This window comes from Enterobacter kobei (assembly GCF_001729765.1).
In the GTDB taxonomy this organism is placed as follows: Bacteria; Pseudomonadota; Gammaproteobacteria; order Enterobacterales; family Enterobacteriaceae; genus Enterobacter; species Enterobacter kobei.
In genome coordinates this window covers 4,740,024-4,764,139 of record NZ_CP017181.1, presented here as the reverse complement: position 1 = coordinate 4,764,139, position 24,116 = coordinate 4,740,024, and the positions used below count along the sequence as shown (strand labels likewise).

General features: G+C 55.7%; 24 protein-coding genes. 12 read left to right on the top strand and 12 right to left on the bottom strand.

All coding sequences use genetic code 11. The features are described 5' to 3' along the window. Positions 1-5: 5 nt before the first annotated feature. Together rhaA and rhaB are read right to left on the bottom strand one after the other, a co-directional pair. A complete protein-coding gene (rhaA, locus tag BFV64_RS23095; protein ID WP_014885724.1) occupies positions 6-1,265 on the bottom strand; it encodes an L-rhamnose isomerase in 1,260 nt (419 codons plus the stop codon). Continuing rightward, the gene (rhaB, locus tag BFV64_RS23090; protein WP_069602451.1) at positions 1,262-2,731 is read right to left on the bottom strand and encodes a rhamnulokinase; all 1,470 of its coding nucleotides are present in this window, start codon (positions 2,729-2,731) and stop codon (positions 1,262-1,264) included. Before rhaB ends, rhaA begins: the two co-directional genes overlap by 4 nt. 301 nt (positions 2,732-3,032) lie before the next feature. On the opposite strand from rhaB, the gene rhaS reads away from it, so the two are divergent. Then, on the top strand, positions 3,033-3,866 hold the full coding sequence (gene rhaS / locus BFV64_RS23080; protein ID WP_023331610.1) for an HTH-type transcriptional activator RhaS: 834 nt from the start codon (positions 3,033-3,035) through the stop codon (positions 3,864-3,866). A 72-nt stretch (positions 3,867-3,938) separates the two neighbouring features. Then, positions 3,939-4,787, top strand: a complete 849-nt coding sequence (gene rhaR, locus BFV64_RS23075; RefSeq protein WP_023336471.1) for an HTH-type transcriptional activator RhaR — start codon at positions 3,939-3,941, stop codon at positions 4,785-4,787. Here the strand turns inward: rhaR and rhaT are convergent, their stop codons facing one another. After that, complete coding sequence (gene rhaT, locus BFV64_RS23070) at positions 4,788-5,822, bottom strand: L-rhamnose/proton symporter RhaT (protein ID WP_069602495.1); 1,035 nt, start codon at positions 5,820-5,822, stop codon at positions 4,788-4,790. It abuts the gene before it with no gap. Positions 5,823-6,111: 289 nt separating this feature from the next. On the opposite strand from rhaT, the gene sodA reads away from it, so the two are divergent. After that, a complete protein-coding gene (sodA, locus tag BFV64_RS23065) occupies positions 6,112-6,732 on the top strand; it encodes a superoxide dismutase [Mn] (protein WP_004203668.1) in 621 nt (206 codons plus the stop codon). Positions 6,733-6,803: 71 nt separating this feature from the next. Beyond that, positions 6,804-7,478, top strand: coding sequence for a 6-hydroxyaminopurine reductase (gene yiiM / locus BFV64_RS23060; protein WP_014885718.1), 675 nt, complete (start codon positions 6,804-6,806; stop codon positions 7,476-7,478). A gap of 53 nt (positions 7,479-7,531) precedes the next feature. On the opposite strand, the gene cpxA is transcribed toward yiiM, so the two are convergent. Then, on the bottom strand, positions 7,532-8,905 hold the full coding sequence (gene cpxA / locus BFV64_RS23055; RefSeq protein WP_014885717.1) for an envelope stress sensor histidine kinase CpxA: 1,374 nt from the start codon (positions 8,903-8,905) through the stop codon (positions 7,532-7,534). Beyond that, a complete protein-coding gene (gene cpxR, locus BFV64_RS23050) occupies positions 8,902-9,600 on the bottom strand; it encodes an envelope stress response regulator transcription factor CpxR (protein ID WP_006179159.1) in 699 nt (232 codons plus the stop codon). The genes cpxA and cpxR overlap by 4 nt, the downstream gene beginning before the upstream one ends. A gap of 150 nt (positions 9,601-9,750) precedes the next feature. Between cpxR and cpxP the strand changes: the two genes are divergently transcribed. The 6 genes from cpxP to BFV64_RS23020 all read left to right on the top strand — a co-directional run bounded on the left by cpxP (position 9,751) and on the right by BFV64_RS23020 (position 15,889). Further along, positions 9,751-10,257 (top strand): cell-envelope stress modulator CpxP, encoded by a 507-nt coding sequence (gene cpxP / locus BFV64_RS23045; RefSeq protein ID WP_023331606.1) that lies wholly within the window; start codon positions 9,751-9,753, stop codon positions 10,255-10,257. Positions 10,258-10,410: 153 nt separating this feature from the next. After that, the gene (fieF, locus tag BFV64_RS23040) at positions 10,411-11,304 is read left to right on the top strand and encodes a CDF family cation-efflux transporter FieF (RefSeq protein ID WP_014885715.1); all 894 of its coding nucleotides are present in this window, start codon (positions 10,411-10,413) and stop codon (positions 11,302-11,304) included. Between the two features lie 174 nt (positions 11,305-11,478). After that, entirely contained in the window at positions 11,479-12,441 is a 963-nt protein-coding gene (pfkA, locus tag BFV64_RS23035; protein WP_014885714.1) for a 6-phosphofructokinase, read from the top strand. Between the two features lie 229 nt (positions 12,442-12,670). Further along, positions 12,671-13,660, top strand: a complete 990-nt coding sequence (locus BFV64_RS23030; protein WP_069602450.1) for a sulfate ABC transporter substrate-binding protein — start codon at positions 12,671-12,673, stop codon at positions 13,658-13,660. A 107-nt stretch (positions 13,661-13,767) separates the two neighbouring features. After that, on the top strand, positions 13,768-14,511 hold the full coding sequence (locus tag BFV64_RS23025) for a CDP-diacylglycerol diphosphatase (protein ID WP_014885712.1): 744 nt from the start codon (positions 13,768-13,770) through the stop codon (positions 14,509-14,511). A 73-nt stretch (positions 14,512-14,584) separates the two neighbouring features. Next, a complete protein-coding gene (locus BFV64_RS23020) occupies positions 14,585-15,889 on the top strand; it encodes an SLC13 family permease (protein WP_032635169.1) in 1,305 nt (434 codons plus the stop codon). Positions 15,890-15,970: 81 nt separating this feature from the next. Here the strand turns inward: BFV64_RS23020 and tpiA are convergent, their stop codons facing one another. Continuing rightward, complete coding sequence (tpiA, locus tag BFV64_RS23015; protein ID WP_003862019.1) at positions 15,971-16,738, bottom strand: triose-phosphate isomerase; 768 nt, start codon at positions 16,736-16,738, stop codon at positions 15,971-15,973. A 111-nt stretch (positions 16,739-16,849) separates the two neighbouring features. Beyond that, the gene (locus BFV64_RS23010) at positions 16,850-17,446 is read right to left on the bottom strand and encodes a DUF1454 family protein (RefSeq protein ID WP_023331603.1); all 597 of its coding nucleotides are present in this window, start codon (positions 17,444-17,446) and stop codon (positions 16,850-16,852) included. A 112-nt stretch (positions 17,447-17,558) separates the two neighbouring features. On the opposite strand from BFV64_RS23010, the gene BFV64_RS23005 reads away from it, so the two are divergent. Continuing rightward, entirely contained in the window at positions 17,559-17,978 is a 420-nt protein-coding gene (locus tag BFV64_RS23005) for a DUF805 domain-containing protein (RefSeq protein WP_023331602.1), read from the top strand. Here BFV64_RS23005 and fpr read toward each other — a convergent pair whose 3' ends face one another. From fpr to BFV64_RS22985, 4 genes are all read right to left on the bottom strand, one after another. Continuing rightward, positions 17,979-18,725: a ferredoxin--NADP(+) reductase gene (gene fpr, locus BFV64_RS23000; RefSeq protein ID WP_014885708.1), complete on the bottom strand. Its 747-nt coding sequence runs from the start codon at positions 18,723-18,725 to the stop codon at positions 17,979-17,981. Between the two features lie 96 nt (positions 18,726-18,821). Further along, positions 18,822-19,832: a class II fructose-bisphosphatase gene (glpX, locus tag BFV64_RS22995; RefSeq protein WP_023331601.1), complete on the bottom strand. Its 1,011-nt coding sequence runs from the start codon at positions 19,830-19,832 to the stop codon at positions 18,822-18,824. Between the two features lie 123 nt (positions 19,833-19,955). Further along, the gene (gene glpK, locus BFV64_RS22990) at positions 19,956-21,464 is read right to left on the bottom strand and encodes a glycerol kinase GlpK (RefSeq protein WP_014885706.1); all 1,509 of its coding nucleotides are present in this window, start codon (positions 21,462-21,464) and stop codon (positions 19,956-19,958) included. Positions 21,465-21,485: 21 nt separating this feature from the next. Beyond that, positions 21,486-22,331: an MIP/aquaporin family protein gene (locus tag BFV64_RS22985; RefSeq protein WP_014885705.1), complete on the bottom strand. Its 846-nt coding sequence runs from the start codon at positions 22,329-22,331 to the stop codon at positions 21,486-21,488. A gap of 399 nt (positions 22,332-22,730) precedes the next feature. On the opposite strand from BFV64_RS22985, the gene zapB reads away from it, so the two are divergent. Beyond that, positions 22,731-22,970 (top strand): septal ring assembly protein ZapB, encoded by a 240-nt coding sequence (gene zapB / locus BFV64_RS22980; protein WP_008501806.1) that lies wholly within the window; start codon positions 22,731-22,733, stop codon positions 22,968-22,970. 584 nt (positions 22,971-23,554) lie between these two features. On the opposite strand, the gene rraA is transcribed toward zapB, so the two are convergent. Then, positions 23,555-24,040, bottom strand: a complete 486-nt coding sequence (rraA, locus tag BFV64_RS22975) for a ribonuclease E activity regulator RraA (RefSeq protein WP_014885702.1) — start codon at positions 24,038-24,040, stop codon at positions 23,555-23,557. Between the last annotated feature and the right edge of the window lie 76 nt (positions 24,041-24,116).

The window sequence follows — 24,116 nt, the reverse complement described above, 5'->3', positions numbered from 1 at the left end:
TTGAATCACCCGCGTGTGCTCAACACGTCTTTCTCATACGCCCGCACGTTCTCCAGCCACTGGCTGCCTGTTGGAACGTCGTTGCGCTGACAGTACATTTCCCACACGGCCTGCCACGGCAGCGATTTCTGCTCTTCCAGCAGCGCCAGGCGGGCCGTGTAGTCACCTTCCTGCTCCAGCTGTTTCAGTGCTTCAGTGGGCTCCAGCAGGGCACGAAGCAGCGCTTTCTTCATGTTGCGGGTGCCAATAACCCACGCCGCGATGCGGTTGATGGAGGCGTCAAAGAAGTCGAGGCCAATATGGACGCGGTCGAACAGGTCGTGGCGAACGATCTCGCTGGCAATGGCCTGCGTTTCGTCATCCAGCAACACCACATGGTCGCTGTCCCAGCGCACCGGACGGCTGACGTGCAGCAGCAGGCGCGGCACGTAGAGCATGGCGGCAGAAATTTTGTCGGAGATGACCTCCGTCGGGTGGAAGTGTCCGGCATCCAGACACAGGGCAGTCTGGCGGCTGGTGGCGTAACCCATATAGAACTCGTTCGAGCCGACGGTATAACTCTCCGCGCCAATGCCGAACAGCTTGCTCTCCACGGCATCAATATGGTGCGCCGGGTTAAGCTTCTCGCTAATGGCTTCATCCAGTGCAGCCAGCAGGCGCTGGCGCGGGGCGAGGCGGTCAATGGTGACGTCCTTCATGCCGTCCGGGATCCAGATATTCATCACCGACGGGGTGCCAAGCTGTTCACCAAACCAGGCTGAAACGCGGCGGCAGGCCTTCACGTGGTCGATCCAGAACTGACGGATCTCGTGACTGGGATGGGCGAGGGTAAAGCCGTCAGCGCTGAGCGGGTGCGAGAAGCAGGACGGGTTGAAGTCCAGGCCCAGACCGTTGGCTTTTGCCCACGCCACCCAGTTTTTAAAGTGTTTCGGCTGGATTTCATTACGCGCGACCGGCTCGTCGGATTCGAGATAAATCGCGTGCAGGTTCAGGCGCTTCGGACCGGGTATCAGGCTGAGCGCCAGCGTCAGATCGGCGCGCAGTTCGGTCGCGTTGCGCGCTTTCCCGGGATAGTTACCGGTTGCCTGAATACCCCCCGTCAGGGAACCGCCTGGGTTTTCGAAGCCGGCGACGTCATCGCCCTGCCAGCAATGCATGGAGACCGGCAGACGGTCGAGCTGACGCAGTGCCGCTTCGACATCCACGCCGACGGCGGCGAAACGCTGTTTAGCCAGGTTCCAGGCTTGTTCAAGTTGAGTGGTCATGCGCAAAGCTCCTTAGTCAGTCGGTTTTGCTGAAACTGCGCCCGGTAGCGGGCAATTTCATGGCAGGGATCGGGAAGGAACGTGGTCAGGCTGCCGCTGGCGGTGACTACCGAGCGGAAATCGTCCACGCTGGCCAGTTCGTCAAGGGTCATCAGCTGAATGCCGATATTGCCGAGCGTGGAGGCCTCGACCGGGCCCGCCACCACGGTGATGCCGCAGGCATCGGCACAAAGCTGGTTTAACAGCGCGTTCTGGCAACCGCCGCCAACAATATGCAGCGTGTCGAACGGTCTGCCGCGAAGGCTGGCCAGCTCGCTCAGCACATCCGCATAAAGCAGGGCAAGGCTGTCAAAAATACAGCGCGCCAGTTCGGCCGGGCTTGATGGTACAGGCTGTCCGGCCTCGCGGCAGGCGGCCTGGATCTCGGTGCTCATGTGCGCCGGATTGATAAAGCGATCGTCATTGGGATGAATCAGGAACGTACAGGCTTTGCGCTTTTCGGTGTCGGCGATAAGCCCGGGCAGATCGGTAATTTTCTGCTCCTTAAGCACCCGCTGGAGCAGCCACAACCCCATAATGTTCTTTAACACCCGATAGCGCCCTTCGGCCCCGCCTTCGTTGGTGATATTTGCGGCCATTGCCTCCTCGCTGACGTAAGGCGTTTTGCTTTCAAAGCCCATCAGCGACCAGGTGCCGGAAGAGAGATAGGCGGCATCTTTACCGCAAAGCGGTGAGGCAATAACCGCGCTGGCGGTATCGTGGCTCGCCACGGCAACGACCGGGATCGCATTCCCCTGCGGGCACACCCACTGGCCGATGACGTTGCCGGGATGGGTCGGCGTACCGAACCACGCCGGGGATGCGCCCGTCCAGGCCAGCAGGTGCTCATCCCAGTTATCCGAGTTGATGTTGACCAGCTGGGTGGTGGTGGCGTTGGTATATTCCCAGTTCATGTTGCCGGTCAGGCGATAGCTCAGGTAGTCCGGGATCAGCAGCACATGGGCAACGTCTGCTGCCAGCCCTGGCTGCTGCTCGACCAGCGCGCGCAGCTGATACAGCGTGTTAAACGGCAGAAACTGTATGCCGCTGCGCCCGTAGATATCATCCTTACCGAGCCGGGCGATGGCGTGCGCCATCAGGCCATCCGTGCGGCTGTCGCGGTAGGAGACGGGCAGGCCAACGCGAGCGCCGCTGCTGTCCAGCAAGACATAATCGACGCCCCAGGTATCTATGCCGATGCTGTCGATGAGGATCCCGCTATCGCAGACTTTTTTGAGCCCGGTACGGATCTCCGTCTCAAGTTCATCAATGTTCCAGGTATCAAAGCCGTCCTGTTTTTGCAGGCAGTTCGCAAAACGATGCATCTCGTGAAGGGAAAGGGTGTGCTGGTCGCAGTCCCAGGTGGCGAGCATTACACGGCCGCTGGATGCGCCTAAATCCACAGCGACACAATGGCGAAAGGTCATGGTCGGATCCTTCTTGAAATCATTAGCGCTGAGTGTAAAAAAGGGGCGAAAAGACCACCTTCTCGCCACTGACAGTCCGCAACCCGTGCTGGCAAGAAAGCAAAGATGAACGTGAGGGGGTTCACACTTTTCCGCGAAGGCGCGCCGTTCAGCCACTGTGACGTTGACCGCAATTCCGGATCTTTCCCGCTTATTCTTGAAAAACAGGCAGGTTTTGCGGCGTTTGCTGTCGAAAATTTAAGGTGAGGGTGAGAGGCCTTATTTACTATTTTGAGAACATTTCTCATTGGTGGGGGGCGTTATGACCATACTGCACAGCGTGGACTTTTTTCCGGCGGGTGGCTCGCCTGTGGCGATAGAGCCGCGGCTGCCGCAGGCGGCTTTCCCGGAGCATCATCATGATTTTCATGAAATCGTGATTGTTGAGCATGGCACGGGCATCCATGTCTTTAACGGTCAGCCCTACACCATCAGCGGCGGCACAGTCTGCTTTGTGCGCGACCACGATCGGCATCTGTATGAGCATACCGACAACCTGTGCCTGACGAACGTGCTCTATCGATCCCCGGACGCATTCCAGTTTCTCGCGGGGCTTCATCAGCTACTGCCGCAGGAGAAGGAAGGACATTATCCGTCGCACTGGCGCGTGAATCAGGCCACGCTGCAGCAGGTTCGCCAGATTTTGCTCCAGATGGAGCAGAGTCAGGACGGACAGGAGATGCATGCGCTCGCCACGCGCGAGATGTTGTTTATGCAGCTGCTGGTGGCGTTGCGCCGCAGTAACCCGGTGGAGGGGGAGAGCAGCGAAGCCCGCCTGAACCAGCTGATGGCCTGGCTGGAGGAACATTTTGCCGAGGATATCTGCTGGGAAATGCTGGCGAGTCATTTTTCACTCTCCCTGCGCACCCTGCACCGCCAGCTTAAGCAGCGAACCGGGCAGACGCCCCAGCGTTACCTTAACCGACTGCGGCTGATAAAAGCGCGCCACCTGCTTCGCCACAGTGATGAAAGCGTCACGGATATCGCTTATCGCTGCGGTTTCGGCGACAGTAACCACTTTTCGACGCTGTTTCGTCGGGAGTTCAGCTGGTCTCCGCGTGATATTCGCCAGGGGAGGGACACCTCACTACAGTAACGCGAGCCCAGTCAACGTTTTGCTGCCGTAAAGCGGGTAATAATGTCAGGTTTTCGCCGTTGAGGTGGTGATGTGGCCGCACCGTTAATTCTTCGCAAAGATGACTTTTTTGCCTCCGCTGAACAAGCTGTTGCGGTGGCGGATCGCTATCCGCAAAACGTCTTTGCTGAACACACGCACGAATTTTATGAGCTGGTGCTGGTGTGGCGCGGCAACGGTCTGCACATTCTCAACGATCGGCCTTACCGCATTACCCGGGGGGATCTGTTTTACATTCGTGCCGAAGATAAACACGCCTACGCCTCGGTGAATGACCTGGTTTTACAGAACGTTATCTACTGCCCCGATCGGCTCAGCCTTAACGTTGACTGGGCAGCATGCATTCCCGGCTTCAACGGTGCGAAAGGCTCACCGCACTGGCGTTTAAGCAGCAGCGGCATGACTGCCATCCGTCAGGCCATTTCCCTCCTTGAACAGGAGAGCTATAAAACCGATCCGCTGGCTAACCCGATGGCGGAGATCCTCTTCGCACAGCTGGTGATGATGCTTAAACGGCATCGCTACGAGACGGATAACCCCTCCGCAACGCAGCAGGAGACCCTGCTCGATAAGCTGATTGCCACGCTGGCGGCCAGCCTGAATAAAAGCTTTGTTCTGGAAAAGTTCTGCGAGCAGGAGCAGTGCAGCGAACGTGCCCTGCGTCAGCAGTTCCGTACCCAGACGGGCATGACGGTAAATCACTATTTGCGCCAGCTGCGCATTTGCCACGCCCAGTATTTGCTCCAGCATACAGAGTTCATGGTCAGTGACGTGGCAATGCGCTGCGGCTTTGAGGACAGTAACTACTTTTCGGTGGTCTTTAATCGCGAGGTAGGGATGACGCCGGTGCAATGGCGTCATCACAGTCGCAGGGCGGCGTAATCAGTTCGCCATACCGAGGCCGACAATGTTGGCCGCAATGATAATCACCACACAGCCCAGGCTCAGAACGCCCACCGGTCGGCGTCCGGCATTGTTCCACTCCCTCAAGATGAGACCCACCAGTCCGCCGCACAGCACGTAGAAGCTCATGTGCAGCATCCAGCTCATATAGTCATATTGTGCCGGGATGCTGGCGTGTCCCCAGGCGTAGAAAAAGAACTGCAGGTACCACATCAGTCCGCCGAGTGCCGAAAGCAGTACGTTGGTGATGATGACCCGTTTTGCCAGTGAGAAGTCGGCTTTTAGCGACAAACTCTCAACTTTTGCCAGACGAATTACGCAATAGCCGAGGTTAACCAGTGCACCGCCGCCCATGATCACCACGTAGCTGGGCAGCGCCACGTACAGCGGGTCGACGCCCAGCGCGGCTGCCGCCTCGTGCATCGGTTTGGCGGCGTTCATGGCAAACGACATTCCGGCGGAGAAGATGCCGCACATTACCGCCAGCAGCAGACCCTTTTTCAGGTTAAAGTCCTCGGCTTTAATGCCCATCTTGCGCTCTTTCAACTGGCCCGCGCGGGTCACTATTCCGACGCCAATAACCGCTACCAGCACGCCCAGCAGCGTCATTCTGCCGCCTTCGGTATTCAGTAACACGTAGAGGTTACCGTTGAGGATGGGCGTCATCAGGGTGCCGACAATCAGCGTGATGCCAATCGCGATGCCGATCCCCATCGACATGCCGAGATAGCGCATGGTGAGGCCGTAGTTAATATTACCGATGCCCCACATGGCACCAAACAGAAACACCGGCAGCAGAGTGGAGGCGTTAAAAGAGGAGAAGTAGCCCCAGAAATCCGGGAGTAGCATGGCGCTGATGGCCCAGGGAAGCAGGATCCAGGAGACCACACCGCCAACCGACCACATGGTTTCCCATGACCACTGCCTGACTTTTTTAAACGGAGCATAGAAGCAGGCTGCACTGGCCGCACCTATCAAATGCCAGAAAATACCCATCGTAATCGCATGATTCATGTTTACGTCCTCATCGTTTTTATCGGTCAATGGCATCCCACCGACCCGATGAGTGTAAAAATTAAGCAGAACGACCACCTTCGGGAGGCTGCCGCACTTTGGTTTTAAATGGCAATCAACGCGTTAAGCGGGTGAGCAGATTCACATTTTCACGCTTCATCAGAAAAGGAATGACCTTACAAAAACTACGGCATTGATAATCATTTTCAATATCATTTAATTAACTATAATGAACCAACTGCTTACGCGGCATTAACAGCTGTGCCGCCCGACAATAATGGAGAGGATTATGAGTTATACACTGCCATCCCTGCCGTATGCCTACGACGCACTGGAACCGCATTTCGACAAGCAGACGATGGAAATCCATCACACTAAACACCACCAGACCTATGTGAACAACGCGAATGCTGCGCTGGAAAGCCTGCCAGAGTTCGCTAACCTGTCTGCTGAAGAACTGATCACTAAACTGGACCAGCTGCCAGCGGACAAGAAAACCGTTCTGCGTAACAACGCGGGCGGCCACGCTAACCACAGCCTGTTCTGGAAAGGCCTGAAAACCGGTACCACCCTGCAGGGCGACCTGAAAGCGGCTATCGAGCGCGACTTCGGCTCCGTTGACAACTTCAAAGCGGAATTCGAAAAAGCCGCTGCAACCCGTTTCGGCTCTGGCTGGGCGTGGCTGGTTCTGAAAGGTGACAAACTGGCGGTGGTTTCCACTGCTAACCAGGACTCCCCGCTGATGGGTGAAGCGATCTCTGGCGCATCCGGCTTCCCGATCCTGGGTCTGGACGTGTGGGAACACGCTTACTACCTGAAGTTCCAGAACCGTCGCCCTGACTACATCAAAGCGTTCTGGGATGTGGTGAACTGGGACGAAGCAGCAGCGCGTTTCGCCGCTAAAAAATAAGGTTGCATTGACGCCTGTGAGAAGCGAGTCTGATGACTCGCTTTTTTTGTATCTGCGTAATGGAGGCAGCGATGCATTACCCGGTGAATGTGTTTACAGGCAAGGTAAGGGAGTACGACGGCAGCCGCCCGAGCGCCATCGCGAAAGTGCAGGTTGACGGTGAACTGACCTTAACCGACCTTGGGCTGGCAGGCGATGAGCAGGCCGAAAAGAAAATCCACGGCGGGCCGGATCGCGCGCTGTGTCACTATCCTCGCGAGCACTATCAGCACTGGAAAACCGAATTTCCTGACCAGGCGGACCTCTTCGTCGCGCCTGCATTTGGTGAGAATCTCTCGACGGAAGGGCTGACGGAAAAGAACGTGTTTATCGGCGATATTTATCGCTGGGGCGACGCCCTGATTCAGGTGACGCAGCCTCGCTCGCCGTGCTTCAAGCTCAACTACCACTTCGGCATTCAGGATATGTCGGCCCAGCTGCAAAGCGCGGGTAAAACCGGCTGGCTGTACCGTGTGGTGCTGGCCGGGCAGGTTTCGGCGGATGCGCCGCTTGAGCTGGCTTCGCGCCTGAGCGACGTGTCGGTGTATGACGCCTGCGCCATCGCCTGGCATATGCCGTTTGATGATGAACAATATCATCGGTTGCTGTCTGCGGCGGGGTTATCGACCAGCTGGACCAGAACAATGCAGAAGCGGCGGTTAAGCAACAAGATCGAAGATAATTCGCGGAGATTGTGGGGAAAATAGTGCTCCGCAGAAAGTAGGCCGGGTAAGGCGAAGCCGCCACCCGGCACATACCGTTACGAACGCTTATACAACGGCAGCCACAGCGTTAACCGCAACCCGCCCAGCGGGCTGTCGTCAGCTTTCACCCAGCCGCGATGCTGTTGCATGGCGGTTTCAACAATTGCCAGACCCAAACCTGTACCGCCGGATTCACGGTCGCGCGCTTCGTCAGTACGGTAGAACGGACGGAAAATCTGCTCCCGATCTTCAGGGCTGACGCCAGGACCGTCGTCATCCACGATAACGGTGATCCCGTCTTTATCGACCGAGAACGCCACCTCAATCTTGGTATGCGAGTAGCGCAGAGCATTACGCACAATATTCTCCAGCGCGCTTTCCAGCGTGTTGGGGTTGCCGTACAGCGGCCATGGACCCGGCGGGAAGTTGACGGTGAACGATTTGCCCATCTGTTCCGCTTCGAACGCCGCGTTGTCCAGCACCTCATGCCACAGGTGATTGGCTTTCACCGTTTCGCTGACCAGCGCGTTTTTCTGCTGGTTGCGTGACATCACCAGCAGGTCATTAATCATGCTGTCCAGGCGGTGAGCTTCCGTTTCAATACGTTCCAGCTCTTTACTTTCCCCACTGCGGCGGCGCAACAGCGCGGTGCCAAGCTGCAAACGCGTAAGCGGGGTGCGCAGCTCGTGCGAGATGTCCGATAGCAGACGCTGCTGTGCGGTCATCATTCGATCGAGCGCGCTGACCATCTGGTTAAAACTGGTCCCGGCGGCAAGGAATTCCTGTGGCCCCGCTTCCAGCTCAGGGTGTTGTCGCAGGTTACCCTGCGCCACTTCATCGGCGGCGTTTTTCAGCTTACGTGCGGGTTTTGCCAGACTCCACGCCAGCCATAACAGCAGCGGCGAGCTGACCAGCATGGTAACAATCAGCAGCAGGAGCGGACGGTCAAACAGCAGGTTGATGAAATCGGACTGGGAACTGCTCGCAGGGCGAATCAAATAGAGCTGGTAATTGTCTTCCCCATCCCGTACCGAGAAAGGACCCACCATCTCTACCCGACCATATTTCTTTTTCTGTGGGTGATCGGCATTATCCGCCTGGCCAATAAAGTTACGGATAATCTGCATTTCATTGCGATCGGCCCCAATGACGCGGCCTTCGCTGGTGACCAGCAAAAGGCGTTGCCCGGGCGGCGCCCACTTGTCGATAGCGCGAAACAGCCTGCGCCACCACATCAAATCGTTCGGCGGATCGTTTGCCAGCTCCGCTTCAACATGCTGCTCGATCATCACGCCCTGACGTTGCTCGCTGTCAAGAAGCTCCGTCATCTGGCGTGAGTCGAGTTTTGGCAACATCAACACGAGCATTAAAACCAGGGCCAGCGTCAGCCAGAAGATGGCAAAGATGCGGGCGGTTAAGCTGCCTATCATGAAGCGGAAACCATCAGATAGCCGCGACCACGCAGGGTTTTAAACCATGGGTGACCGTCTTTACGCTCCGGCAGCTTGCGGCGCAGGTTAGAGATGTGCATGTCGATGGCGCGGTCAAACGGGGTAAGACGTTTGCCCAGCACTTCCTGACTCAGGTGTTCACGCGATACCACCTGGCCGAGGTGCTGCGCCAGCAGATAAAGCAGGGTGAACTCTGTGCCGGTCAACTCCAGGGTCTGACCGTCGAAGCTCGCTTCCTGACGACCTGGGTTCAGGCTCAGGGAGTCCACTTCCAGCGTGGGTGAGCTGTTGTCGGTATTCTGCTGCTGCTCGCTCCAGTGGGAACGGCGCAGGATAGCGCGAATACGGGCCACCAGTTCACGATCGTTGAACGGTTTCGGTAAATAGTCATCCGCACCCAGCTCAAGGCCGAGAACGCGGTCAAGTTCGCTGCCGCGGGCGGTCAGCATGATAACGGGGGTCTGGTGTGTCTGGCGAAGCTCTTTCAGCGTATCAATACCGTTTTTCTTCGGCATCATGACGTCGAGCAAAAGTAAATCGATGCTGTCGTCAAGGAGACTCAGCGCCTGCTCGCCATCATGGGCAACCAGGACGTTGAAACCTTCCATGTCGAGCAACTCCTTTAAAAGGGATGTGAGCTCTCGGTCATCATCAACTAACAGGATTTTATTCATTGTTTAAATACCTCCGAGGCAGAAATTACGACATCAAGGCTATCTAATCCATGACTTTACGTTGTTTTACACCCCCTGACGCATGTTTGCAGCCTGAATCGTAGACTGTCTCTCGTTGAATCGCGACACGAAAGATTTTGGGAGCAAGCGATGCGCAAAGTTACCGCTGCCGTCATGGCCTCAACGCTGGCGTTCAGTGCGTTTAGCCAGGCCGCTGTAGCTATCAACGGCGATACCGGTCCCTCACCAGAGGGCGCAACGCAGCTCAGTAGCCAAAGCCATATGTTTGACGGCATAAGTTTAACCGAACATCAGCGTCAACAGATGCGAGATCTGATGCAGAGGGCACGACACGACCAGCCCCCTGTTAATGTTAGCGAAATGGAGACAATGCATCGCCTTGTCACCGCAGAAAATTTTGACGAAAGCGCTGTACGCGCTCAGGCCGAAAAAATGGCACAGGAACAGGTTGCCCGCCAGGTAGAGATGGCGAAGGTCCGTAACCAGATGTTCCACCTGCTAACGCCCGAGCAGCAAGCGGTTTTGAACACCCGACATCAGCAACGAATGGACCAGTTGCGTGAGGTTGCACGGATGCAGCGAAGCCTGGATGCGACGCTTTTCAGTAGCAATAGCAGTACCCGTAGTAACCAGTAAACCCTGTTTTCCTTGCCATAGACACCATCCCTGTCTTCCCCCACATGATGTGGGGGTTTTTTTTGCCCCGCATTCTGATTTGTTAACCGTTTATTCATCCTCCGTCCCCCTATGCTTCCGTTATACTAGCGGCAAGACATGACAGGAGCGTTTATGAATCAATCCTATGGAAGGCTGGTAAGCCGGGCCGCTATTGCGGCAACCGTTGTGGCGTCTGGCCTGTTACTGATTAAAATCTTTGCCTGGTGGTATACCGGTTCGGTCAGTATTCTGGCGGCGCTGGTGGATTCGCTAATGGATATTGCCGCCTCGCTGACCAACCTGCTGGTGGTGCGCTATTCACTGCAGCCCGCGGATGAAGAGCACACGTTTGGGCACGGTAAAGCGGAGTCGCTGGCCGCGCTGGCGCAAAGCATGTTTATTTCCGGTTCTGCACTGTTCCTGTTTTTGACCGGCATTCAGCATCTCGTCTCGCCGACACCTATGAACGATCCCGGTGTGGGCGTAGTGGTGACGGTCGTTGCACTTATAAGCACACTTGTTCTGGTAACGTTCCAGCGCTGGGTGGTTCGCAAAACGCAAAGCCAGGCTGTACGGGCGGATATGCTTCATTATCAATCTGATGTTATGATGAATGGGGCAATTCTTATTGCGCTGGGCCTGGCCTGGTATGGCTGGCACCGGGCCGATGCGCTATTTGCGTTAGGTATCGGCATCTATATTTTGTATAGCGCCTTACGGATGGGGTATGACGCGGTGCAATCGTTGCTTGACCGAGCCCTTCCGGACGCAGAACGCAATGAAATTTTTTCTCTTGTGACCTCCTGGCCTGGCGTCAGCGGTGCACACGATCTTCGAACGCGGCAGTCAGGGCCGACCCGCTTTATTCAGATTCATATTGAAATGGAAGACAACCTGCCACTGGTACAGGCTCACGTGATTGCTGAGCAGGTCGAGCAGGCAATTTTGCAGCGTTTTCCTGGTTCAGACGTCATTATTCACCAGGATCCCTGCTCGGTTGTACCCGGACACGTGGGGCTTTCGTAATTGGTTGTAAAAAAGTGAGCCAGGCCAGCATTTTGTGTATAAATTACCGCCATTTGGTCTGACCTGAATCAATTCAGCTGGAAGGGATTGATATACTATTTGCAGTATTCGTTGGTCGATAAGTTTCTTCCGGCAACAGATTTCAATTTTGCATTCCTAAGTTCAGAGGTAGTCATGATTAAGAAAATCGGTGTGTTGACAAGCGGCGGTGATGCGCCGGGCATGAACGCGGCAATTCGTGGTGTTGTCCGTGCAGCGCTGACGGAAGGTCTGGAAGTTTTTGGTATCTATGATGGTTACCTGGGTCTGTATGAAGATCGTATGGTTCAGCTCGACCGTTACAGCGTGTCCGACATGATTAACCGTGGCGGTACCTTCCTTGGGTCTGCGCGCTTCCCGGAATTCCGTGACGAACACATCCGTGAAGTGGCTATCGAGAACATGAAAAAACGCGGTCTGGACGCGCTGGTGGTTATCGGCGGTGACGGCTCTTACATGGGTGCAAAACGTCTGACCGAAATGGGCTTCCCGTGCATCGGTCTGCCGGGCACCATCGACAACGACATCAAAGGTACTGACTACACTATCGGCTTCTTTACTGCACTGGGTACCGTTGTTGAAGCGATCGACCGTCTGCGCGATACCTCGTCTTCTCACCAGCGTATCTCTATCGTTGAAGTGATGGGGCGTTACTGCGGTGACCTGACCCTGGCCGCGGCGATTGCCGGTGGTTGTGAGTTCGTGGTGGTTCCGGAAGTGGAATTCAGCCGTGAAGATCTGGTCGCTGAAATCAAAGCCGGCATCGCGAAAGGTAAAAAACACGCGATCGTGGCTATCACCGAGCACATCTGTGACGTTGACGAGCTGGCGAAGTACATCGAAGCCGAAACCAAGCGCGAAACCCGCGCGACCGTACTGGGTCACATCCAGCGTGGCGGTTCCCCTGGCCCTTACGACCGCATTCTGGCGTCCCGTATGGGCGCGTACGCTATCGATCTGCTGCTGCAGGGTCACGGCGGCCGTTGCGTCGGTATTCAGAACGAAAAACTGGTTCACCATGACATCATCGACGCGATTGAAAATATGAAGCGTCCGTTCAAAGGTGACTGGCTGGACTGCGCGAAAAAACTGTACTGATCGGCTCTGTTGCCCGGTGGCAAGGTAAATGCAAAACGGTAACCCTTGGGTTACCGTTTTTTATGTTTGCTCCCTCTCCCGTGGGAGAGAGTTGGGGTGAGGGCATCTGGCTGCTCACATTCTTCTTTTTATTCCTCTACGTTATAGCCAATCTTTTTTTATTCTTTAATCATCGAATCGCTTTCTGGCACGCTGCATTCATCAAAACACTACACAAGAGAGCCGGGCGATGAATAAATGGGGCGTGGGTTTAACATTATTGCTGGCATCGACCAGCGTTCTGGCGAAGGACATCCAGTTACTGAACGTGTCTTACGACCCGACGCGTGAGCTGTACGAGCAGTACAACAAAGCATTTGCGGCGCACTGGAAACAGGAAACTGGCGACAATGTCGTGGTTCGCCAGTCTCACGGCGGCTCCGGTAAACAGGCGACCTCCGTCATCAACGGTATCGAAGCCGATGTGGTGACCCTGGCGCTGGCCTACGATGTCGACGCCATTGCCGAGCGTGGTCGTATCGACAAAAACTGGATCAAACGCCTGCCGGATAACTCTGCGCCACACACCTCGACCATCGTCTTCCTGGTACGTAAAGGCAACCCGAAACAGATTAAAGACTGGAACGACCTGGTAAAACCGGGCGTGTCAGTGATTACACCAAACCCGAAAAGCTCCGGCGGCGCTCGCTGGAACTACCTGGCGGCCTGGGGTTACGCGCTGCATCACAACAACGGTGACCAGGCCAAAGCGCAGGAGTTCGTGAAAGCGCTGTACAAAAACGTCGAAGTGCTGGACTCCGGCGCGCGTGGCGCCACCAACACCTTCGTCGAGCGCGGTATCGGCGACGTGCTGATCGCATGGGAAAACGAAGCCCTGCTGGCCACCCACGAGCTGGGCAAAGACAAGTTCGAGATTGTGACCCCAGGCGAGTCTATTCTTGCCGAGCCGACTGTTTCCGTGGTCGACAAAGTGGTTGATAAGAAAGGGACAAAAGCGGTGGCGGAAGCCTACCTGAAATATCTCTACTCGCCTGAAGGCCAGGAAATTGCGGCGAAAAACTACTATCGTCCACGCGATGCGGCTGTTGCGAAGAAATATGAAGGGGAATTCCCGAAACTGAAACTCTTCACCATTGATGATGTGTTCGGCGGCTGGACGAAAGCGCAGAAAGAGCACTTCTCTAATGGCGGCACCTTCGATCAGATTAGCCAGCGCTAAGCGTTATCAAACGGCACGGTGACCCGGTGTGAGAAATCCACCGGGTTTTTTATTTGGTCATCATTTTGCGTTACTCTTTCGCCTCTATCGAAAACAGGGAACGCGTTGTGAAAAAAATTATCTTATTGATCCTTATTATCATCGCCCTTGCCGCTGGCGGCGTGTACTGGATAAAAGCGGGTAATCCGAATGCGTTGCGTCATATCGTTCTCGACCAGTGCCTGCCTAATCAACTGCAACACCGTAACCCGGCACCCTGCGCACAGGTGAAGCCTGATGCGGGCTATGTCGTATTTAAAGACCGCAACGGGCCGTTGCAGTATCTGCTGATGCCGACATACCGCATTAATGGAACCGAAAGCCCGCTCCTGACCGAGCCTCACACGCCAAATTTCTTCTGGCTGGCGTGGCAGTCGCGCAGCTTTATGACCCTGAAGCGGGGATCTGAGGTGCCTGACAGCGCCATTTCACTGACGATTAACTCGCCGACTGGCCGTACGCAGAACCATTTCCATATTCATATCTCCTGTCTGCGCCCGGACGTACGTGAGAAACTCAATGCGGCACAGGGCGACATCAGCACCCAGTGGCTACCTCTACCCGGTGGGCTGGAGGGGCACGAGTATCTTGCCCGACGGGTAACGGAGAATGAACTGGTCCAGCGCAGCCCGTTTATGATGCTGGCGGAAGAGCTACCCGAAGCGCGCGACCACATGGGGCGCTTTGCGCTGGCGATGGCGCAGCAGTCGGATGGTTCGTTTGTTTTGCTGGCGACCGAGCGAAACCTGCTCATGCTTAACCGCGCCTCGGCTGAGGAATTGCAGGATCATCAATGCACTATCCTGAAGTGACCCCACCATAAATAGCGTTTACTCGTCCTGCCTGTCGCCGTAGACTTGCTGAAAAAATCTACAGGAGACAGGTATGTCGCTCTGGTTATCTCATCCTCTGCTGCTGCCTTCGTTGATTGTTGGCGTCACCATCGTGCTATGGGCGACGTCGCTACTGCCAGAATTTATCACCGCGCTGCTGTTTTTCACGGCAGCGATGGCCGCCAGAATCGCCCCGCCGGAAGCCATTTTCGGCGGCTTTGCCTCGTCGGCTTTCTGGCTGGTATTCAGCGGTTTTGTACTGGGGGTGGCGATCCGTAAAACCGGTCTGGCTGACAGGGCCGCCCGGGCGCTGTCAGCAAAGCTTACCGATTCCTGGATAGTGATGGTGGCGAGTGTGGTGCTGCTGAGCTATGCGTTGGCGTTTGTGATGCCGTCAAATATGGGGCGTATTGCGCTGCTGATGCCGATTGTTGCGGCGATGGCGAAACGTGCCGGTATCCCTGACGGTTCCCGCGCCTGGTTTGGTCTGGCGCTGGCTGTGGGGTTCGGCACTTTCCAGCTCTCGGCAACTATCCTGCCTGCTAACGTCCCTAACCTGGTGATGAGCGGTGCGGCGGAAGGCTCGTACGGCATCCACCTGAACTATGTTCCGTATCTGCTGCTGCACACCCCGGTGCTGGGCATTCTCAAAGGACTGATCCTGATTGGCCTCATCTGCTGGTTATTCCCCGGCAGCCCAAAACCGCCGAAGGATCTGGCGCCATCTGAACCCATGGGGCAGGATGAAAAGCGCCTCGCCTGGCTGCTGGCGGTGGTGCTGGTGATGTGGGTCACGGAGAGCTGGCATGGTATTGGGCCGGCATGGACTGGGCTGGCGGCGTCCGTCATCGTTATGCTGCCGCGCGTTGGTTTTATCACCGGGGAAGAGTTTTCTGCGGGGGTGAATATGCGTACCTGCCTCTATGTTGCAGGCATTCTTGGGCTGGCCATCGTGGTAACGCAAACCGGTATCGGTACGGCGGTGGGCGAAGCGTTGCTCCGCATTATGCCGCTGGACGCAGACAAACCGTTCACCAGTTTCCTGGCGCTGACCGGTATCACCACCGCGCTCAACTTCATTATGACTGCCAACGGCGTTCCGGCGCTGTATACCACCCTGGCACAGAGCTTCTCAGATGCCACCGGCTTCCCGCTGCTGTCGGTGATTATGATTCAGGTACTGGGTTATTCCACGCCGCTGCTGCCGTATCAGGCGTCGCCGATTGTTGTGGCGATGGGGCTAGGGAAGGTGCCTGCAAAGGCGGGGATGATGCTCTGTCTGGCGCTGGCTGTTGCGACGTATCTGGTGCTGCTGCCGCTGGATTATCTGTGGTTTAGCTTGCTGGGGAAAGTGTAGTCCGCCCAACCCTCTCCCGAAGGGAGAGGGAGGAGAAGAGCGTAGGGCGGGTTAGCGAAGCGCCACCCGCCGCAAAGGCAATTACGCCTGTTTAGCCGCTTCTGCCGCTTTAACGATCACCGCGAAAGCGTCAGCTTTCAGGGATGCACCGCCAACCAGCGCGCCATCGATGTCTGGCTGGGTGAACAGCTCAGCAGCGTTGGAAGCGTTTACGGAACCGCCGTACTGGATAATCACTTGCTCAGCCACTTTCGCATCGGCTTTAGCAATGTGGTCACGGATGAATTTGTGCACGGCCTGAGCCTGCGCTGGCGTTGCAGATTTGCCGGTACCGATCGCCCAGACTGGCTCGTAAGCAATGACTGCACCTTCGAACGCTGCTGCGCCCTGCGTTTTCAGAACCGCGTCGATCTGACGTGCGCACACTTCTTCGGTTTTGCCCGCTTCGTTTTCTGCTTCGGTTTCACCGATGCACAGAACCGGGATCAGACCCTGCTCTTTCAGCACAGCGAATTTCTTCGCGATGAACTCGTCGGATTCTTTGTGGTAGGTGCGACGCTCTGAGTGGCCGATGATGATGTATTTTGCGCCGATATCTTTCAGCATTTCAGCGGAAGTTTCACCGGTGAACGCGCCAGACAGGTTAACGTCAACGTTCTGTGCACCCAGAATGATGTGGCTGCCGTCAGCGGCGCGTTTAGCCAGGTCCAGGTACATATCCGGCGGAGCGATAGCAACCGCGCAGCCCGTTACGCCAGCCAGCTCTTTACGCAGGTTCGCAACCAGTTCGTTTACCATGTGGCGGCTGCCGTTCAGTTTCCAGTTACCCATCACTAAAGGATGTCGCATTTCAATTCTCCACGCTAAATAAGCGAATTAAGGAATATGGCCGCCCTGTCGGGCAGCATGGTCTGTGAATCAGTATAGAGATTTTCCCTCGAAAGGCTTTGCTTTTTGTCATTAATTCGCCCCGCCGAGGGTGTCAGATAGCGCCAGCTTAATCGGTTCAACTGCGAAGGTCAGTCCTTTTTCGCCGTTATCCGCCACCACATAGCGAATTGCCCCTTCAGTTGTGGCGTAGTACCGCTTGTTTTTACCCGCGGCCAGCAGCTTTTGCAGCTTTTGCTGGCTTTGCTTTTTCGTCAGCGCGGGCGTAAACGCCTGTAATACCGCGCTCATGTACTCCTGCGCCTTCGTTTTTGCCGCTTTCTGCTCTGGGCCCTGGATCGGTAGCCAGGTGATTTGCATACTTTTGATTTTTAACGTCCCACGCTCCAGCGCCGTGGAGGCATACAAGTTTTCGTTTATCTTGCTCGCCGCGCGGGTCAGGGTTGGGGTGTCACGAGAAGTATCAATGGCGCGAAACTCATCCAGCGGCAACGTAGGGTTGGTCTGATTGAAGGTTTCACGAAACTGACTGATGGATTGATCGAACGACGGCGCGCCTGCCAGCAAATAGGGTGCCGTGGTAGGGGCCGACGTGTCGGCGGCGTGCAGCGGAAAACCCGCGCCAAGCATCGCTATACACAGGAAGAGAGTGTGTGCCGAACTTTTCATCAACATTGCCCCTGGCCGTAAGTGCTCATGATTAAAACGATATCTGCCCGGCTTGTCAAAAGGTCACAACTCCAGGGTAAAATGCGGACTAAATGATAATAAGGAACCTTACATGACCATACAGCAGTGGCTGTTTTCATTCAAAGGGCGTATCGGACGCCGTGATTTCTGGGTCTGGATGGTGACGTGGGTTGTCGCCATGCTGCTTCTGTTTTTCGTTGCGTACAATGCCTGGTTGAGCACGCAAACGGCGGCTTTTGCGCTGGTCTGTTTGCTGTGGCCAACGGCGGCCGTGGTGGTGAAACGTCTTCACGATCGTGGTCGTTCCGGCGCGTGGGCTTTTCTGATTATTCTGGCGTGGATGCTGGTCGCAGGGAACTGGGGGATGCTGCCGTCCATTCTTCCCTGGGTGGTGGGCAGGCTGCTGCCGTCCGTTATCTTCGTGATGATGATTGTCGATCTGGGCGCGTTTATCGGCACCCAGAGCGAAAATAAATACGGTAAAGACACCCTTGAGGTGAAGTACCGCTGATCACCAGTAGTGTTCGGCAGTCATATGACCCGGTCGGCGGCGAAGATGTTTCGTCATCTGCCGGGTATCCTTCAGAAGCTGTTGCGTATCCCGAACCATCTGCGGGTTACCACACAGCATGACGTGGCTGGTGTCGGCAGTCATCGGCAAACCCACTGCGTTTTCCAGCACACCACTCTCAATTAACGCCGGCACGCGACCGGTCAGCGTACCTGCTACGGTTTCGCGGCTGACGACGGTCTGAATTTTCAGCTTCCCGCCATATCGCTGTTCCAGCGCCTGCATCTGTGGCAAGTAGCTCAGGTCTGCGGCGTAGCGCGCAGCATGCACCAGCACGATGTTTTTAAAGCGCTCAAGGTCTTTGCCATATTGCAGAATGGAGAGGTAGGGGCCAATGGCCGTGCCGGTTGCCAGCATCCAGAGCGTGTCACAATCAGGGATCTCTTCGAGTACAAAGAAACCTGCTGCTTCACTCACAATTTGCACATCGTCACCGGGCTTAAGGGCGGCAAGGCGCGGGCTGAGCTTACCGTCCGGGACGGTCACCAGATAGAACTCAAGATCCGGATTATCCGGCGCGTTAACGTAAGAGTAGGCGCGCTGCACGCGTTCGCCGTCGACATCCAGCCCCAGCTTCGCAAATTGCCCGGCCTTAAACGGGTGAACGGGAGCATGCAGGGTGAGACTAAATAGCGCATCGGTCCAGAACTCTATCTTTGTGACTTTACCTGTTACCCAGTCCGCCATGATCTTCTCCTGTGCTGTTTCTCTGTTCTATCTTCCGTACTTGTGGGAAACATTTCCAGCCCCTTCGGGCCGGAAAGCTCTATCGATCAAACGGTTTTACAGAATGTGCGTCTGTACGTCCGGGTCTTTACGATCGAGATAGTGAATGGACTGAATGCGGCGAATGGTGCGCGATTTACCGCGGATCAGCAGCGTTTCGGTGGTCGCCATATTGCCCTTGCGGGTGATGCCGTCCAGCAGGTCACCTTTGGTGATGCCGGTGGCGGAGAAGACAACGTTGTCGCTGCGTGCCATTTCATTCAGCGCGAGAACCTTATTGGCTTCGATACCCATTGCTTCGCAGCGCGCCAGCTCGTTTTCACCGATACGGCGGTTCTCGTCGCTGTCGCCTTTCACCTCATGCCGAGGCAGCAGGCGCGCCTGCATATCGCCGTCCAGCGCGCGGATCACCGCCGCCGAGACCACGCCCTCCGGCGCACCGCCGATGCCGTACAGCACGTCTACTTCGCTGTCCGGCATGCAGGTCAGAATTGAGGCGGCAACATCGCCATCCGGAATGGCAAACACGCGCACGCCGAGCTTTTGCATCTGCGCGATGGTGGCGTCGTGGCGCGGTTTTGCCAGAATCGTCACGGTCAGTTCACTCAGGGGTTTGCCCAAAGCTCTGGCGATGTTGCGCAGGTTCTCTTCCAGCGGCAGGCTGAGGTCGATTGCGCCCTTCGCACCAGGACCGACTATCAGCTTTTCCATGTACATATCCGGCGCGTTAAGGAAGCAGCCTTTATCGCCCACGGCCAGAACCGCAAGCGCGTTGGCCTGACCCATCGCCGTCATGCGGGTGCCTTCAATCGGGTCTACGGCGATATCCACCGCATCCCCTTTGCCGGTACCGACTTTTTCACCGATATAGAGCATTGGCGCTTCGTCGATCTCGCCTTCGCCGATGACGATAGTGCCGTCGATGTTGACCTGGTTAAGTACAATGCGCATGGCATGGACAGCAGCACCGTCCGCGGTATTTTTGTCGCCACGCCCCAGCCATTTATAGCCTGCGAGGGCGGCCGCTTCGGTGACGCGGGAAAACTCGATAGCAAGTTCACGTTTCATGAGGTACTCGTGCAATCAAAAGGAATTGCACGAAGTTTATCACAGAGTGGGGAGGGGAGAGGGGACCGGTGCGGTTTGGGCCCCTCTCCCTCTCCTCATGGGAGAGGGAGAGGGAATATAGGATTACTCGTCGTGCTCTTCCCACGCCAGGGCGCGCTTCACTGCTTTCTTCCAGCCGCTGTAGCGGAAGTTGCGCTCGGTGGTTTCGATGCCCGGGCGGAACTCGCGCTCGATAACCGCTTTTTCCTGCAGCTCGTCCAGGTTCTGCCAGAAGCCTACCGCCAGACCGGCAAGATATGCCGCACCCAGCGCCGTGACTTCACGCACTTCAGGGCGCTCAACGCGGGTACCCAGAATGTCGGACTGGAACTGCATCAGGAAGTTATTCGCTACCGCGCCGCCGTCCACGCGCAGGGCGTGCAGACGAATGCCGGAGTCTGCCTGCATCGCTTCCAGCACGTCGCGCGTCTGGTAGGCAATGGATTCCAGGGTGGCGCGAATAATGTGGTTCGAGTTCACACCACGCGTCAGACCGAAAATCGCACCGCGTGCATAGGGATCCCAGTACGGTGCGCCCAGGCCGGTGAACGCTGGCACCACGTACACACCGTTGGTGTCCTTCACTTTGGTCGCAAAGTATTCGGAGTCGAAGGCATCGCTAATCAGCTTCATCTCGTCACGCAGCCACTGAATAGATGCACCCGCCATAAACACCGCACCTTCCAGGGCGTAGTTCACTTCACCGCGAGGGCCGCAGGCGATGGTGGTCAGCAGGCCGTTTTCTGATTTCACCGCTTTCTCACCGGTATTCATCAGCATAAAGCAGCCGGTGCCGTAGGTGTTCTTCGCCATCCCTTCTTTGACGCACAGCTGGCCGAACAGTGCCGCCTGCTGGTCACCGGCGATACCGGCGATAGGAATACGGGTGCCGCCTTTACCGCCAATGTTGGTCTGACCGTAGACTTCTGAAGACTTGCGCACTTCAGGCAGCATCGCGCGTGGGATATCCAGCGCGTCCAGCATCTTGTCATCCCACTCCAGGGTGTTGATGTTGAACAGCATGGTACGCGAGGCGTTGGTGTAGTCGGTGACGTGAACACGTCCCTGGGTCATCTTCCAGATAAGCCAGGTATCAACGGTTCCGAACAGCAGCTCGCCGCGTTTTGCTCGTTCGCGTGAACCTTCCACGTGGTCGAGGATCCACTTCACTTTGGTGCCGGAGAAGTACGGGTCAACCACCAGACCGGTGGCGCTGCGCACGTACTCTTCCATCCCGTCACGCTTCAGCTGTTCACAGATTTCTGAGGTACGGCGGCACTGCCAGACAATAGCGTTGTAGATAGGCTTACCGGTTTCGCGTTCCCAGACAATCGTCGTTTCACGCTGGTTGGTAATACCGATAGCGGCAATCTCGTCGGAACTGATATCGGCTTTCGCCAGTACTTCAACCAGCGTTGAGCTTTGTGAAGCCCAGATCTCCATTGGGTCATGTTCTACCCAGCCTGGACGAGGGTAAATTTGCTCAAATTCACGTTGAGACACGCTGACAATGTTCGCGTCATGATCCATTACGACAGCGCGGGAGCTGGTAGTGCCCTGGTCGAGCGCAACGATATATTTTTTTTCGGTCATGGTATGTGTCCCGTAGTCAGATTACAGCGAAGCTTTTTGTTGTGCGGTAGAAGTCGTTTCCTTCTCCTCTTCCACACAGGTGTCGCACGGTAAGTGGCGACCAATTAATTTGCGGTAGCTAAACGCGCCCAGCGCGGCCCCAACCACCGGCGCAAAAAGCGGTACCAGGAAGTAAGGGATATCTTTCCCGCCAGTAAAGGCCACGTCGCCCCATCCCGCGATAAACGCGAAGGCTTTCGGTCCGATATCACGCGCCGGGTTCATCGCAAACCCGGTCAGCGGGCCCATGGATGCGCCGATCACCGCAATCAGCAGACCAATCAGCAAGGGGGCCAGCGGGCCACGCGGAATGCCGTTTCCGTCGTCGGTCAGCGCCAGGATAACGCCCATCAGAATAGCGGTAATCACCATTTCAACTGCGAACGCCTGCACAAAATTGATATGCGGGTTTGGATAGGTTGAGAAGATGCCTGCCAGATCCAGACTTTCGACGCTGCCGCGCACCATATGATGCGTCTGTTCGAAGTCGATGAAAAGATTGTAATAAAGCCCGTAAACTAACGCCGCTGCACAAAACGCGCCGGCAAACTGAGAAAGAATGAAGGGAACAACTTTGCGTCCGTCGAAGCACGCGAACAGCCACAGTGCGATAGTCACCGCCGGGTTAAGATGTGCACCAGAAACCCCTGCAGTCAGGTAGATGGCCATCGCCACGCCCAGACCCCAGATGATACTGATTTCCCACTGACCAAAACTGGCACCCGCCACTTTCAGTGCAGCGACACAGCCCACTCCGAAGAATATCAACAACCCGGTACCAAGGAACTCGGCAATGCACTGGCCTTTTAAGGTTGATGTCTGACTCATAATCGGAATCCTGAAGAAATTGATGTTTATTGTTAGCGTGGTCGCCCGTGACAGCCACGATGCCCTGTAGACATAGTGTTAATTTATCGTTAACGAGCAAAAACGAGAAATATCGAAATCAAAATGTGTGGTCTGTGTCAATAAAATGAGCGTTTTCGCGCCATAAAGCGCGTTTTTGCATCAGAAATGGAATGTGAGCTGAATCATTTCATTAACGAATGAGTTAACAACTTAGTGGTATATGCCGCGAACGCACCAGGACGAGACCGAAAAGTGTTGCAAACCGCGATCTGCGCGGCGTGTCGCTGGACACAGAGCGCCGCGCTCCATACAATCGATGGAATATGTCGTGCGCGTTTACGTTAAAGCGTCGCCTTGCAATTCAGGAGAGGTAGCATCATGTCTTTAGAAGTGTTTGAGAAACTGGAATCGAAAGTACAGCAGGCGATTGACACCATCACGCTGCTGCAAATGGAAATTGAAGAGCTGAAAGAGAAAAACAACAGCCTGGCGCAGGAAGTGCAGAACGCGCAGCACAGCCGCGAAGAACTGGAGCGTGAAAACAACCAGCTGCGCGAACAGCAGAACGGCTGGCAGGATCGCCTGCAGGCGCTGCTGGGACGTATGGAAGAGGTCTGATTCCCATTGGGATTAACTGACCAGGCCGGGTAAGGCGACGCCGCCACCCGGCTTTTTTATGGTTTCTGCTCACTGACATCAAACCATAAAAAAGGCCGCCATCGGCGGCCTTAACGCTACTTGTCCTGCGCTGTCATAGCAAAAGCGACAAATCCACTCGGTTCATCACTCTTTACAACGAGTACGCTGGCGACAATGAACGCGATACATAAATAGCGTTTCATCATGCGGTCCCTGCAGCTAACCGCTCCACCGTTCACCACCGGTGATAAGTCGGCGGACACAAGCCCGGTTAAAGGTTGCTTTACGGTTGTGAATACACCTTTCCCTGGACCGATGCCCATGTGCGAGATGGCGGAAAGGAACGATGCATCATAATGAGCAACAGCAGTGTAGTTAAGGTCTTCAGCGGAAATTAGGAATTTATAAAGGGTCGACGGGGGTTACCGGAGGGATGAACCAGGGTAAGATAAAAATCCTGGTTAAAGGTTGCAAGATAATCCAACGGACCGCGAATCCCGAGGGACAAAAAAACCGCCACATTGTTATTGGCGGTTTTTTTATGATTTATGCTTACTGTTTTATTACTCAATATCCAGCGGATCTTCCGAAAGAATAATCCCGGTGTTATCAGCGTAAAGATGGTCGCCGGAGAAGAAGGTCACGCCGCCAAAATTGACGCGGACGTCGCTTTCACCGATACCGTCACCTGCTGCGCCTACCGGAATGGCCGCAATCGCCTGAATCCCGATATCCAGGTCTTCGAGATCGTCCACCTGGCGCACGGAACCGTACACCACAATGCCTTCCCACTCGTTCTGCACGGCAATGCCGGCCAGCTCTGCATCTATCAGAGCACGACGCACGGAACCGCCGCCATCGACGACCAAAACGCGGCCACGACCATTCTGTTCGAGCAGATCGTACAGCAACCCGTTGTCCTCGAAACATTTCACCGTGACGATTTGTCCGCCAAACGACGACCGTCCACCAAAGTTGGAGAACAGCGGTTCAACGACGTTGACATCTTCCTGGTAGATGTCACAAAGCTCGGAGGTATCGTATTTCATAGGTTTACCGCTCAGTTGCTGCGAATGTGTTCAGTATATCGTGCTAAATGCGTTGTTGGCAAAATCATCAATTGTT

Excerpts from the sequence above, each read along its gene's own strand:
- yiiM (WP_014885718.1), top strand. The coding sequence starts at position 6,804 with ATGCATTACCCGGTGAATGTGTTTACAGGCAAGGTAAGGGAGTACGAC.
- BFV64_RS23010 (WP_023331603.1), bottom strand. The coding sequence starts at position 17,446 with ATGAAAAGTTCGGCACACACTCTCTTCCTGTGTATAGCGATGCTTGGC.
- rhaS (WP_023331610.1), top strand. The coding sequence starts at position 3,033 with ATGACCATACTGCACAGCGTGGACTTTTTTCCGGCGGGTGGCTCGCCT.
- cpxR (WP_006179159.1), bottom strand. The coding sequence starts at position 9,600 with ATGAATAAAATCCTGTTAGTTGATGATGACCGAGAGCTCACATCCCTT.
- BFV64_RS23020 (WP_032635169.1), top strand. The coding sequence starts at position 14,585 with ATGTCGCTCTGGTTATCTCATCCTCTGCTGCTGCCTTCGTTGATTGTT.
- cpxA (WP_014885717.1), bottom strand. The coding sequence starts at position 8,905 with ATGATAGGCAGCTTAACCGCCCGCATCTTTGCCATCTTCTGGCTGACG.
- rhaT (WP_069602495.1), bottom strand. The coding sequence starts at position 5,822 with ATGAATCATGCGATTACGATGGGTATTTTCTGGCATTTGATAGGTGCG.
- zapB (WP_008501806.1), top strand. The coding sequence starts at position 22,731 with ATGTCTTTAGAAGTGTTTGAGAAACTGGAATCGAAAGTACAGCAGGCG.
- BFV64_RS22985 (WP_014885705.1), bottom strand. The coding sequence starts at position 22,331 with ATGAGTCAGACATCAACCTTAAAAGGCCAGTGCATTGCCGAGTTCCTT.
- BFV64_RS23005 (WP_023331602.1), top strand. The coding sequence starts at position 17,559 with ATGACCATACAGCAGTGGCTGTTTTCATTCAAAGGGCGTATCGGACGC.
- rhaA (WP_014885724.1), bottom strand. The coding sequence starts at position 1,265 with ATGACCACTCAACTTGAACAAGCCTGGAACCTGGCTAAACAGCGTTTC.
- fieF (WP_014885715.1), top strand. The coding sequence starts at position 10,411 with ATGAATCAATCCTATGGAAGGCTGGTAAGCCGGGCCGCTATTGCGGCA.
- fpr (WP_014885708.1), bottom strand. The coding sequence starts at position 18,725 with ATGGCGGACTGGGTAACAGGTAAAGTCACAAAGATAGAGTTCTGGACC.
- tpiA (WP_003862019.1), bottom strand. The coding sequence starts at position 16,738 with ATGCGACATCCTTTAGTGATGGGTAACTGGAAACTGAACGGCAGCCGC.
- rhaB (WP_069602451.1), bottom strand. The coding sequence starts at position 2,731 with ATGACCTTTCGCCATTGTGTCGCTGTGGATTTAGGCGCATCCAGCGGC.
- glpX (WP_023331601.1), bottom strand. The coding sequence starts at position 19,832 with ATGAAACGTGAACTTGCTATCGAGTTTTCCCGCGTCACCGAAGCGGCC.
- rraA (WP_014885702.1), bottom strand. The coding sequence starts at position 24,040 with ATGAAATACGATACCTCCGAGCTTTGTGACATCTACCAGGAAGATGTC.
- glpK (WP_014885706.1), bottom strand. The coding sequence starts at position 21,464 with ATGACCGAAAAAAAATATATCGTTGCGCTCGACCAGGGCACTACCAGC.
- sodA (WP_004203668.1), top strand. The coding sequence starts at position 6,112 with ATGAGTTATACACTGCCATCCCTGCCGTATGCCTACGACGCACTGGAA.
- cpxP (WP_023331606.1), top strand. The coding sequence starts at position 9,751 with ATGCGCAAAGTTACCGCTGCCGTCATGGCCTCAACGCTGGCGTTCAGT.
- pfkA (WP_014885714.1), top strand. The coding sequence starts at position 11,479 with ATGATTAAGAAAATCGGTGTGTTGACAAGCGGCGGTGATGCGCCGGGC.
- BFV64_RS23030 (WP_069602450.1), top strand. The coding sequence starts at position 12,671 with ATGAATAAATGGGGCGTGGGTTTAACATTATTGCTGGCATCGACCAGC.